Below are 12,155 nucleotides of genomic sequence, written 5' to 3'. Positions count from 1 at the left end.
TTATTTTAAAAAAATTTTATAGGAATTTATTTCTATGAATATAAAAAAAATTGCTTGGATCTATTCTGAATTAATTAAGTGGAAACAAACCCTTTTGTTAGTTTATACTTCAATTATGGCTTATTTTATTTCAATTGGAGCTAATTCAATTATAATAAGTGATTTATTATTTCTTTTTGTATCTATGTTTTTAACAATTTCAGGAACAACAATATTAAACATGTACATTGATTATGATGTAGACAAATTAATGGAGCGAACTAAAAATAGACCCATTCCTAGTGGTCAAATTCCATTGAAAATCGTTTTAATTAATGGTATTATAATAACAATTATAGGATTAATTTTTGCATTTGTTTTCTTAGATTGGTTAACAGGATTTCTTATTTTCTTAGGTTTTTTCTTTGATTTTTTCATCTACAGTATATGGCTCAAGCGAAGAACAAAATGGAGCATAATTTTTGGAGGAATTGCAGGTGGTCTTCCAGCGATGGCAGGAAGGGTTTTGGCGATTAAAAATATTGATTTTGTTAGTATATGTTTCCTTTTATTTATTCTATCATGGATACCTGTTCATATTCTGACATTAGCGTTATTTCCTCATAATTTAAAGGGTTATAGAGATGCAAAGATTCCAATGTGGCCAGTTGTTAGTTCTGAAAAAGAAACAATGCGAGTTATTGCTGGAAGTACATTTGTAAATGCGGTTGTCATCTTCCTGATGGCACTGTTTTTGGAAACAAATCTTATAATTCTCTCTTGCATCGGTATTTTTTGTATAATTCTTGTTAGCATGGTTGTTGATGATTTGATTTTTCCATCCCAAAAGAAAACATTTAGGCTTTTTAAATTTGCTTCGATATTTATGTTAGGAGGTTTTTTGTTGCTTTACATCGGTGTGTAATATAAGTAGAGTAGTATTTGAGAAATTAATGTGCGAATAAATTTTAACAAAGAGGGGAGATGCAAACGGAAAATTGAAATAAATTTATAATTCAATTAGAGAAATTTCAGGCTTGTAGAAATATATTATTGAATTTTTTCGATTTACATTTTTCACTATTATTTGATTTCTTCAAATTATTTGACATATTCGATTATTTTGTTAATTCAATTTAATTATTAGGTGATAATTTTTAAATTATCTTAGAATTTATAGTTAATTTTTCTATAGGGATTATTGTATGGAATAGAAGATAAGGAAATTGCTCTTTTTTAAGATTTTGTGGATCAACAAGTTGCTTTTCTTGCAATTCTGTATAAAATGCTTGAGAAAACTCAAATAATCTTGTAAGATATAATTTACGTTGCTCTTCTGTCATAAATGAAAGAGATATGAATAGTTTTGGATCTTGAAAGTCAAGAATTTCAAAGAAACTATTATTAGAATTTTGTATTATTATTGATAAGATTTTCTGAGTCTTTTGGATAATTTTTATCATAAATGTAAAAATTGAATTGTATGTCTGAGAAATTGTATTAAATAACTCACGTTTTTGTATATCTGAAAGTTTTTGAAGATCTTGCATTGAATACCTCGGAAATTGAAGTAATTTTTGCAAATTCACTGAATAGTATTTAGCTGGAATATGGCTTCTCACCTTTACTTCTTTGGATTCTTTTATTAATTCATTACGATTTAAGAGTTGAAGATGTCGATGAATTGTTGATCGACTTTTTTGGATATATTCTTCCAATTGACTTAAAGTTAATTCTTGATGTATGAATAAAAATAGGATTATCTCAAAATTCGTCTCATCAGCTAATAATTTCATTAGATCATTATTATCTTCTCCACGTTTTTTTTCCTTCTCAAACATTTTTTCGATAACTCCTGGCAGTAACAAATTTTAAATGAAAATGTCCCATTTATTACATGATTTTTGTATATTTCAAAACATATATATTTTTGGGACATACAAAAATTATTCAATTTATATTCAATTTTTATTTAGGAGAGAATACAGAAAAAGATGTCCAAAATATCAACTGTCCCTCAAGAAACTGAAGAGTTCTCTTCAATAAAAGATGGTTCATTGGATAATAATTCCATTCTTTTAGAATTACAGCAAGTTTCCAAAAAATATGGTGACTTTCCTGCATTAAATTGTATTAATTTACAACTCAGAAAAGGCGAAGTTTTCGGATATATCGGACCCAATGGCGCAGGAAAGACAACAACTATCAAAATAATCGTTGGATTAATCCGAAATTTTGAAGGAACCATTATTTTTAATGGTAAATCATTATCAACATCTAAAGATTCTATTCATCAATTTTTAGGATATCTTCCTCAAGATGTTGGATTTCAATCTTGGCGCACGGTAAATCATTTACTGGAAACATTTGGAAAATTATCTGGTATCGCTAAAACTGAATTATCTGCACGTATTAATTCAGTTTTAGAAATGGTTGGATTAAAAGAAGTAAAGTATAAGAAAATTATTCATCTTTCAGGAGGAATGCAGCAAAAATTACGGTTAGCACAAGCGCTACTTCATAATCCTCCATTTTTAGTTATGGATGAACCGATGACTGGTTTGGATCCCAGCAGTCGCTATCAAATGAAGAAAATCATTCGCAAATTGGCAGAACAAGGAATAACAATCTTTCTTTCAAGCCATATTCTTAGTGAAGTTCAAGATATTGCTGATCGTATAGGAATTCTTAATCGGGGCCAAATACTAAACGTAGGAACGCCACAAGAACTCCAAAAACGATTCATGGTGGATCATCAAATAGAAATCTTACTTGAAGAATCTGACAAAACACTGCCTTCCTTTTCAAAAATTCCAATGGTAACAAAAGTCGAAAAAAAGCGTTCATATCACTATCTAATATCAATTTCCAACACTGCAGATTTAGATTCTGCAATTTCACAAATTTTACAAATACTGGTAAATCAAAAAAGTGCAGTTCGAAAAGTAGAGCTGAAGCAACCATCCTTAGAAGAAGTTTATCTAAAATACGTGGAGGAAGATAAATAAATGAGTTTGAAATTGCTATTTTTGGATGAATTAAAAGGTTTTTATAAATCAAAAGTTATGTTGGTCCTATGGATTGGAATGCCTCTACTAAGTATTGTAATACATTCACTTCAACCTGAGACTGAAGGAATTCCACTTACGATTTTTATTAGTTTAATGATTTCATCATTAAGTGGGACTCTAGCATCAGTAATGTTGAGCACAACAATTGTTGCAGAGAAGAACCAGCATGTTTATGATCTTTTCTTGATCCGTCCTGTAAAATCTTGGCATATTATGCTGGCAAAGTGGCTGGCTGTTTATTTCTGCATTTTAATAGCTACAACGTTAAGTATTGGTGTGGGTATTATATTAGACTTAGTAAATACTGATGTTCCTCTTAAAATTCTTATGGATGGTTTATGGGATTCATTAGCGATTAGTTTAAGTGCCATGGCAATTACTTGTTCCCTTTCTGTTTTAATTGGAATCTTAGTCAATTCAACAATGGTAGCTGCAATTTTAGCTATTTATTTTGGAAACCAATTAAGCATGTTGGCAGTATTGCCGGGAATATTCTTTGAAAATATTAATACCGCTTGGTATTCAATTGGTGTTGGATTTTCTGCGACTCTCATTGTGAATATCGCGATATCTTTAGTGTTAACTCGAAAGAAATTGTAGGATCATCTCTTTAATTTTTTTTCTTTTTTCAATTCGAAAAATCGAAAAGTTTTTTGGATTTGGAATATTAATTGATTTGTCTTTTTGTATTATAAAGAATTTAATATTTCCTTAGTGGAGTTTCGCCTTGAAAATGTCGTTAGAACACACTACCCTTGATTTGGATTTTGATCGCCCCTTATTAGAAGATGTGTTTGATGCTCCTGATTTGCGGTATGTTTCACTTTATATGTATATAATTCGAAAAGAATTATTCGAAGATATGTTGAATGATGATTTATTAGATTCTTTCGAGATCTTGCTTTCATTAGAAGAACCAACAGTTGAAGACCTAAAAAAGCATTGTAGTAGTGATTTCATTAAAAATTTGATTCAATTTCATCTTATTACAAATATAAAATCTTATCAGATGTTAGAAACAAAAGCGAATCATTATAAAATAAGAATTGCTCCAGGTTTAAAAATTGCACATGAATCTTTGAATGAAGAAGAAGAAGAAATCCATATTTTTATGAGTGAATCTGTAATCGAGCGTATAATTGCTCCAATAATTCCAGAAATGACTCAATCGAAAGTATTGAAAGCTCTGAATCGACTTCGGGGAATGATGTGTCCGCGTTCTTCTACTATTCATGCCCTTGTTCATAAATATGGGGATTATTGGGTATTAGATGATGATTTTTATTATATTATAGATGAATTAGGAAATCCTTTTCAAGCATTACGAATCGAATTGATGATTAGGCAAATGGCACAAAAATATAAAGAAATTCGTAATAGAATTGATGGATGTCTCTCTATATTTTATTCAGAATTACCAAAAGCAAAAGTGATGAAGAAATTTATCCAATATCAGAAGAAATTAACACAAAAAACAACTTCAAATGTTCCAGATTATTACAAAATTTTAACGCAAAAATCTCGGAAAAAAATACTTCCAAATAAATTTCAATTGGAATTTGAATCATCAGAAATACCTTCAATTTTTAATGATTGGAAAAAAAAACTTAATACTTTAATTGATCTTAGAATAAAATTTGATAACATTAACGTTGAAATGGAAAAATTACAAGCATATTATTCTGGAAAGAACCAAATTATGCCATATATAACCTTTATCCAAAAATCTACTTTCGATGAAGATGATATCTCATCAAAGATTCGTGATTCTCTTTTAGATGCGCGAAATAAATTGAAATATATTAGTCATCAACTGGATCAATTTTCAGAGAAGGATCTTAAGATCTTAAATTTAGATTTAGAACGCTTTATTATTGAAAAAGACTTGATTCCTGGAGAAAACGATCTATAATTCATTATTTAACAAAAACATGTGTGATTATAAAAAATAAAATCAATATTGAAAAAAAATGGTGTAAAAGATGGGAGAACTTTGTCCAGCTTGCGGTAAAGCAGAATTAATTCAATTGATTCCTGGTGTAAAAACTTGTCCAAATTGTAAAAAAATGTTCCGCGGAGAAGAACCAGAAGAAAAGCTTGATCTTAAAAAAGAAGGTGAAATTCTCGATGGTGAATATTATATGGAGAATACTTCCTTAAATCCTAAATGGGAGATTGCTGATAAAGGAATTACTATCCATCGTGAAAAAAATAAATCTTGGATTGCAGTCTTATTATGTCATTCTCCTTCTTTTGAATCTATTAAGTATATTCGAATATCTTGGTGGAAAAAATCAATTAACACTCATGCAGGCATGTTTAAAATTCAAGATTTAGCCGTTTTAGAGAATACAATTATTGCATTAAAAAGAATAGATGCATTATTTGACGAACAATTTACCCTAAAAAAAGATGTGTCAATTAGCTATGATCCAATTCCTGAGAGATTAAATTCTATTCAAGAATTACAAACATTTGATGAATCAAAACGATTATGTCCGAAATGTAAAAGAAAAATGAATAAAAGTTCAAATAAACGGTTTTATGAATGTGAACGTTGCGGTGAAATTGTTATAATGGAAGAGGGTAAGCCTATTTTTGATCTTCCTGCTAATTCGCTTTCTCTATCATTTTCATCCAATTTTCCAATTAATTATTATTTACCAGATTATGGAATTTCAGTAAAAATAGGGATGGCAGACTGGAAAGCTGTAGTAATAATTCATGCAAAAGAAAATCCAGAGAAAAAATGGTTACGTTTCTATTGGTGGACGCGCAATCTTCAGCAATATATGACTTCTCAATATTCTCTTGGTAGTGGACAAGGATTAAGGTGGGAGAGTAAAAAAGGTGTCATGTCCCCGAATATTTATGAAAAAGATCAAATTCCAAAGTTAATTGATGCTCTTGAAAAAATACGGAAAGAATGGGCATCCTTAAAAAATGTTGAAATTCAAGAAATTTCATTTAAGGAACCGTTATTATCATGAAATTTAATGAAATTAAACCTTATTAATAAAACAGGTGGTTATTTTGGGAACTGAATTATGGTCGGAGTTAGTAGAAAACTTTAAGTCAGGAATTGAAAAATCGCTCCAATTAATTAAAGAACGAGACGTAGAAAATATCCCTGGGGCAAAAGATCAATTAATTCGCCGATTTGAGGAATTAATCAGATATCTTCCCCGAAACAACGGTGAATTATTAATAAAAGCTATTGATGAATCTATTCAAAATTCGTTTTTCCCTCGTACACACGATTTAGCAGATGCTTTTTCAAAAATACTTTATTCTTTAGAAGCAGACCCAGATAACTCATATATTATCAATGAATTAATTAATGGGTTTATTGCATCAAAAACTAAATCCTTTGGGTCTTTTAAAGAAGGACCTGTAATTGATAAAATAGTTGAAGGATTTAAAAAATCAAAACGATTTAGAATAACAGATCATGCATTTTATGCAATGTTTGGAGATCCAAATAACCCACGAAAATCTTTACAATCTCAATTAGAGAAAATCACAGATTTTATCGGTTTAGTTGTCGAAGAGCGAGTGATTGAACGAGATTTAGCAAGGTCAGAGAAAAAAATCATTAAATTTTATACTTTTCCACCAGAAATACTTTCTCTGTTAGAAGGACAGTATTTAATAACCACTGAAAAAGGTGAAGTAATTATTAACGAGGATTTTGATAAAAACGTATTTACTTCTCTTTTTCTTGCTCGATATTCTACTCAAAGAACAACACTAGGGAAATACAAGATTAATGGAATATGTAATATTTTTGCTTTAATCTTAATTCTTAGCTTTATGCCCAAATTATCCCTTTCAGAAAATAATCCCATCTTGCGCGATCCTTCTTTTGATGGAGAGCGAATGAGTGTAATTCCAAAATCTTGGATGCGTAAGGATATTCTTATTGAATTAATGCAACCAACCATTGAATTGATTGCTTTTAGATTGGGCGCCACTAAATGGTATGAAAAAATTGAAAAATCAGATGCAAAGAAAAGATTACATTTACAATCAAACATGTTAATACGTGATGTGAATAAATGGGTGTTAGGTAATTTATGTCGTGTTGAAATTCCGATATTTGTTGAAATTAGTAATATTTTTCAAGAAATTACTGTGTCTGGAGAATCTAAATTGGAGTAAACGTGAGCAGACTAAGATAAACTTATTTTGATTTAATATAAAAATTATATGGGAATGATATAAAATGGCGAGAGAACGATGGGAAGATGTGGTTGCATATTATCGGACATATTTGAGTTTAGTACAATCTCTAATTAAGGAAACAAAGACTTTAATTAATGACATTTCACCTTCAGACTTATTAAAAACTGAAACAATTAAAGAAATTTTGGATGAAGCATCCAAAAGGAAAATAAACAAAGTAAAAGTCATTGCTGAGTTTAATTCATTCTTTCTTAAAGAGATTTTTCAACATATCTTTAATTATATTGAAGAGTGCCGCGATGAATTCGATCCACAAGATATAAAAGATTTTATTATTGATTTCTTAGAAGAATCTGATAATACATTTGAAATTTTATTAACTTTAGTAGAAGAAGATAGAAATTTACAGCGAAAATCTTTACTTTACAAACTTTTTCGTGCTTTGTCCTCTTTGATTTTTCCAACAGGAGACTCTTTAAAGGAAATATACTCTCAACTCATTGAGAATTCACATGAATGGTATCTTGCACAACGTTACATTTTGCAACCTTCTACATTTTATCGTGAAAAAATTGATGAAATGATAATTCCGGGTTTTTCTCCTAAAATATTCCAAATTATTAATCATATGACTTCATTGTTCAATCTAGATCCAAATTATTTAGATAGTGAAGAAAATCCTGAAAATGTCATTCCAACAATTCTTATCTCTGATGTTTTCGAACCCTTTATTGACAATATTGCAAATAGTGAAGAAGAAGCAATAAAACGGATCTCTACCAGAATGGAATTACGAGTAATAATGAATGCTTTTATAGGGCCGTCCTTATACTTTTTAGAATTGATTGAACCCCACAAATATATTCGAACACAAATTGATGCTGATGGTAAAACTCGTTGGATTCCTCAATTCAGTAATGAAACGCTTGTATTGCTTTATTTGGCAAAAGTTTCATTTAGGCGAGGTTTTCTCTCAAAAGAGTTGATTAATTGGATTGCAATGAATTTTGCATTTATTATTTATAATGCTCTTCTCCATACTTTTCTTTCTAGTGATAATATATTTTACAATTTATTTTTAGATTTAAAAACTGAAGAGAAAATTTTACCGTATTTGATGAAATTGTTGTGTTTTGAAGATTATTTGCGATTAGATAGAACTAAAATTCGAGATAGTCCTGTTTATCGGAAAGAAATCTTTACATTTTTAGGAAAAAAAATTGAAGCAATTGATCGCTTAACATATCATCTAGTTGAAATTATAAAAAAGGAATTTGAAATTGAATAATAAAGGAGATTAAATAATGCCATTTAAAATTGACGAAATAAAAGAACGTTTTCAGAAATATGGTTCTATCTATGCGTATGATGATATCCAAGAAGATGTCGAAGATATTATCGGATTAGAAGAAAAAAAAGAAATGATGGAAGATTTCTTTTTAGCTTTAAAAAAGTATGAAGAAATTTCATCTGAAATGATAAAAGCAAAAATTACACCAGTTTTCACAATGTTATTATATGGTCCTCCTGGAACTGGAAAAACTGCGCTTACTCGTGCAATGGCAAAACGACATCAAATAATCATGGGCTTAGTCGAAGCTGACAGATTAGTTTCTCCTTTATTAGGTGATACTGTTAAAAATATTCGTGGTGTTTTTGATTTAGCTAGTGAAATTGCTCGTGAAAATGGCTCGTTTGTGTTATTTTTTGATGAAATAGATGCTATTTGCAGTGAGCGAGCAAATGCTCATGAAGTTGGTGAAATAAAGCGTGCTGTAATTTCATTTTTACAGATTATTGATAAAGTAGCTTACGAAGGTATTCCATTAGCGATATTTGGAGCAACAAATCATGAACATCAATTGGATAGTGCTGTCTGGCGGCGTTTTACATATCATTTATCATTTCCTTTTCCAAATTTTATTATTCGAAAACAAATTATTGATTCTTTCTTAAAACGAGTTGAACAAGCTTCAATTGGTATTGATGTACGATTTCATACAGATATGGAAGAAGAATATAACCTAATATATTCAATGTATACAAAGAAAAAGGAAAAACTAGGACGAGAATTAACAGATCCTGAATATTATTCGATATTCGATGAAATAAAACTCCAAGGCAAAGCAGGAATTCTTTATAAAACTTTAGGATATACAGGAGCAGATCTGAAACGAGCTATGCGCGTTGCTTTATTTAAGGCAATGCAAAAATCAATGTTAACTTATGATGATTATTTTAGATCATTAGAAATGGTTGGTGGAACTGAAACACATGTAATCCAAAGTAAAAAACTATCAGATATCGGAAATTCAAAAATTTCAAATAGTTCTAAAAATCAAGGCTATTCTGGTTCTGAAGGATCTGATACAAATTCTTCCCAAATTAAAGAGAATCCAAGTTTAGAAGATATTGATTTAGATTTTTAATAAAAAACTCAAGAGTGAAAATTTATAACATGACTCCAGAATATCATTCTGATAAATCTCGGAATTTTATCCATAAAATTGAGGAAATACTCATATTCATTTCTGAAAGTAAAAGTAAATTAAGATCTATCTCCAGTTCAAAATTGCAATCAGATAAAAATATGCTCCAAAAATATCTTAACTCAACAGGGGATTTTTTTCAACAAATTCAAGATATAATCAATAAAGAATTTAAAAGTCATGTTTTCTCTCGTTTCAGGATTCTTTCAAAGGATGAAATACAAAAATTAGGATTGAAGTTTATTAAAGAGAAAAAAATATATAAAGTTAAGAAAGAAATCTTTCCTATTTTTACTTTTCCATTAAAAAACTGGTATTTATTGAAAGAACCTTTGTTTAAATCTTCAAAAATGCAAATTGTATTAAATGAGTTATTTCAATTTTATGATACCTCAATAAATCAAAAAATTAATTTTATTCTACAAAATGTACCGATTACTGTCGATCCATTTTTAAGAGAAAAATTTAAAATTGCATATAAAAAACATCCATTAAGCTTTGAAGAATTTATGCAAACTATTAGAAATTCGGATCTTTCTTCTAAACAAACTGGAAAAATGGATGATAGTCAAGAATTACGTAAAAAATATCAGAAAGCTTTAGAAAGAAAGGAAATTTTAGAAAAAAAGAAAGAACAATTAAAATCTTTTGATAATTATGAACAATTTTTTGCCTTGTCTGATAGAGAGTTGAAGAGAGCTAAAAGAAAAGGAACTATGCGAAGAAAGTATCAAAAAAAGACTAGGAGGGATAAAAATTAACTTAAATAACTTTATTAAAATTGGAGTAAGAAAAATAGAGATTCCAAATGTTATTAATTATATAAGTGTTGATTCCAGTCTAAATATTAAAAATATTAAGCCGTATGTTCCTTTGGATTGGCGTGAGAATATTTCAGAAATTTTGAGTAATCCTACCTATTTATTTGAAATATCAAAAACATATAATGAAAATGGCAATTCTAATGATAATTATGATTCAAATTTTACTTTACTTCAAAATTGGGAATATCTTGTTAACTCACTTATCTCTATACAAAAATATATTAAACGAATTTATGCTTTAGATAAAATACATTGGATAATTTATGAAAAAAAGAAAAAAGAACAAGAATTAGTTGTACTGAAAAGTAAATTAAAACAATTAATTGAAGTGTCTCGTTCTAAGTATCTTCAATCAAGAGAGAATCTGATCAAACAAAGAATCAATGAAAGAGAAAAACTCCAATCTGAAGAAAAAATAGCTCAAGACGAAGTTCGAGCAATAGAAATCCAATATAATCAATATAATAAAAAGAAAGAAAACTATGAAATCTTATTAAAACAATTAAAAAATCAACAAAGAGAATTGTATCTGCAGACAAATGAAATAACTAAGAGAATGGATGAATTAGACCCTAGAATAATTGTATATCAAGAGAAAATTGGTGAGATGGAAGATAATGATATATCTCCTGATCAAAGCAGAATTAAAAACAAGCTATCTATCATTGAAAAAGAATATCAAAAATTACTTTTAGAAAGGAAAAGATTGATGAGATCAAGTCGAGAATTGCAAAAACGATTGAATCAAGAACGCCAAACCTTCAAATCTATCAATAAAAAAATATCTCATTTGAAACCTATCTTAGAAGAGAAATCTGATGATTTGAGGCAAATTTTAAGGAAAATTCAGATGATAGATTCTCAAATCAATGAAATATCAAAAGAAACCATTAAAAAATCAGATAATTTAAAATCATTTAATAATCAATCTGTAAATATTGAAGATAATTGTTCTGATTTTATAAAATATAGTTCAGTTTCAGAAATTCAATCAATAATAGAAAAAATAAAATTAAAAATTCAAGAATTTGATCAAATATTAGTAAAAAATCTTAAAATATCTAAATTTCCAGATATTGAAAAAGTTTGGAATTTAAAATTTGATCAGTTTACACAAGAATTACATTCATGGGAAGATGAATCAAAGATTAATAATCTTTTGTTTAAAAAACATCATGATACAAGAAATCAAATTGAAAAATTAATTGATTTTAAGAATTGGCTGAATATTTTAATTGATCCTATTAATATATCATGCAATCTTGATTTTTCAATCTCAGATGAAAACACAAGAATAGAAATCTCTCTACTTTTTTTTAAAGCAAGTGGAGAATCTTTGAATTATAAATCTGATTTAACTCGTTATCAAAAAACAATACTTTATCTAAGCTGTATCTTTTCATTTTATTTAAGTAATCAAATATTCTTAATCCCAATACGCATTTCAGGATTAGATCCCACAATTACCAGCAAACAAAGCTTTAAAAAAGCAACAGAACACTTTTCAAATATTTTTAAGGAGTTATCATCCATAAAACCCGTAAAAATTGTAATTTTTCTTGATACTTCCATGAATTATGATATTCCCACTCAAATTAAAATTTAAA

At 28.6% G+C, this 12,155-nt stretch carries 11 protein-coding genes; 10 read left to right on the top strand and 1 reads right to left on the bottom strand.

Annotation, left to right across the window (positions count from 1 at the left end; genetic code table 11):
- Positions 1-34: 34 nt before the first annotated feature.
- On the top strand, positions 35-904 hold the full coding sequence (locus ACXLDF_RS10070; RefSeq protein WP_457558394.1) for a protoheme IX farnesyltransferase: 870 nt from the start codon (positions 35-37) through the stop codon (positions 902-904).
- 232 nt (positions 905-1,136) lie between these two features.
- Here ACXLDF_RS10070 and ACXLDF_RS10065 read toward each other — a convergent pair whose 3' ends face one another.
- The gene (locus ACXLDF_RS10065) at positions 1,137-1,820 is read right to left on the bottom strand and encodes an ArsR/SmtB family transcription factor (RefSeq protein ID WP_457558393.1); all 684 of its coding nucleotides are present in this window, start codon (positions 1,818-1,820) and stop codon (positions 1,137-1,139) included.
- 153 nt (positions 1,821-1,973) lie between these two features.
- On the opposite strand from ACXLDF_RS10065, the gene ACXLDF_RS10060 reads away from it, so the two are divergent.
- The 9 genes from ACXLDF_RS10060 (at position 1,974) to ACXLDF_RS10020 (ending at position 12,154) form a co-directional block, all read left to right on the top strand.
- The gene (locus ACXLDF_RS10060; protein WP_457558392.1) at positions 1,974-2,987 is read left to right on the top strand and encodes an ABC transporter ATP-binding protein; all 1,014 of its coding nucleotides are present in this window, start codon (positions 1,974-1,976) and stop codon (positions 2,985-2,987) included.
- Entirely contained in the window at positions 2,988-3,650 is a 663-nt protein-coding gene (locus ACXLDF_RS10055) for an ABC transporter permease (protein ID WP_457558391.1), read from the top strand.
- Between the two features lie 133 nt (positions 3,651-3,783).
- Positions 3,784-4,962 (top strand): hypothetical protein, encoded by a 1,179-nt coding sequence (locus ACXLDF_RS10050; RefSeq protein ID WP_457558390.1) that lies wholly within the window; start codon positions 3,784-3,786, stop codon positions 4,960-4,962.
- A 70-nt stretch (positions 4,963-5,032) separates the two neighbouring features.
- Positions 5,033-6,040: a hypothetical protein gene (locus ACXLDF_RS10045; protein ID WP_457558389.1), complete on the top strand. Its 1,008-nt coding sequence runs from the start codon at positions 5,033-5,035 to the stop codon at positions 6,038-6,040.
- 43 nt (positions 6,041-6,083) lie between these two features.
- Positions 6,084-7,211: a hypothetical protein gene (locus ACXLDF_RS10040; protein WP_457558388.1), complete on the top strand. Its 1,128-nt coding sequence runs from the start codon at positions 6,084-6,086 to the stop codon at positions 7,209-7,211.
- A gap of 64 nt (positions 7,212-7,275) precedes the next feature.
- Complete coding sequence (locus ACXLDF_RS10035) at positions 7,276-8,523, top strand: hypothetical protein (RefSeq protein ID WP_457558387.1); 1,248 nt, start codon at positions 7,276-7,278, stop codon at positions 8,521-8,523.
- Between the two features lie 16 nt (positions 8,524-8,539).
- Entirely contained in the window at positions 8,540-9,664 is a 1,125-nt protein-coding gene (locus ACXLDF_RS10030) for an AAA family ATPase (protein WP_457558386.1), read from the top strand.
- A 29-nt stretch (positions 9,665-9,693) separates the two neighbouring features.
- The gene (locus tag ACXLDF_RS10025; RefSeq protein ID WP_457558385.1) at positions 9,694-10,485 is read left to right on the top strand and encodes a hypothetical protein; all 792 of its coding nucleotides are present in this window, start codon (positions 9,694-9,696) and stop codon (positions 10,483-10,485) included.
- A gap of 112 nt (positions 10,486-10,597) precedes the next feature.
- Positions 10,598-12,154, top strand: coding sequence for a coiled-coil domain-containing protein (locus ACXLDF_RS10020; RefSeq protein ID WP_457558384.1), 1,557 nt, complete (start codon positions 10,598-10,600; stop codon positions 12,152-12,154).
- The last annotated feature ends 1 nt before the right edge of the window (position 12,155 follow it).

Source organism: Candidatus Harpocratesius sp. (genome assembly GCF_054039255.1).
The sequence above is the reverse complement of the archived record's forward strand: the minus strand, read 5'-3'. Positions and strand labels throughout refer to the sequence as shown.

What these genes read in the sequence shown, in the direction of transcription:
- ACXLDF_RS10035 (WP_457558387.1), top strand. Translation starts at nt 7,276, where the DNA reads ATGGCGAGAGAACGATGGGAAGATGTGGTTGCATATTATCGGACATAT.
- ACXLDF_RS10050 (WP_457558390.1), top strand. Translation starts at nt 3,784, where the DNA reads ATGTCGTTAGAACACACTACCCTTGATTTGGATTTTGATCGCCCCTTA.
- ACXLDF_RS10025 (WP_457558385.1), top strand. Translation starts at nt 9,694, where the DNA reads ATGACTCCAGAATATCATTCTGATAAATCTCGGAATTTTATCCATAAA.
- ACXLDF_RS10060 (WP_457558392.1), top strand. Translation starts at nt 1,974, where the DNA reads ATGTCCAAAATATCAACTGTCCCTCAAGAAACTGAAGAGTTCTCTTCA.
- ACXLDF_RS10055 (WP_457558391.1), top strand. Translation starts at nt 2,988, where the DNA reads ATGAGTTTGAAATTGCTATTTTTGGATGAATTAAAAGGTTTTTATAAA.
- ACXLDF_RS10045 (WP_457558389.1), top strand. Translation starts at nt 5,033, where the DNA reads ATGGGAGAACTTTGTCCAGCTTGCGGTAAAGCAGAATTAATTCAATTG.
- ACXLDF_RS10070 (WP_457558394.1), top strand. Translation starts at nt 35, where the DNA reads ATGAATATAAAAAAAATTGCTTGGATCTATTCTGAATTAATTAAGTGG.
- ACXLDF_RS10030 (WP_457558386.1), top strand. Translation starts at nt 8,540, where the DNA reads ATGCCATTTAAAATTGACGAAATAAAAGAACGTTTTCAGAAATATGGT.
- ACXLDF_RS10065 (WP_457558393.1), bottom strand. Translation starts at nt 1,820, where the DNA reads ATGTTTGAGAAGGAAAAAAAACGTGGAGAAGATAATAATGATCTAATG.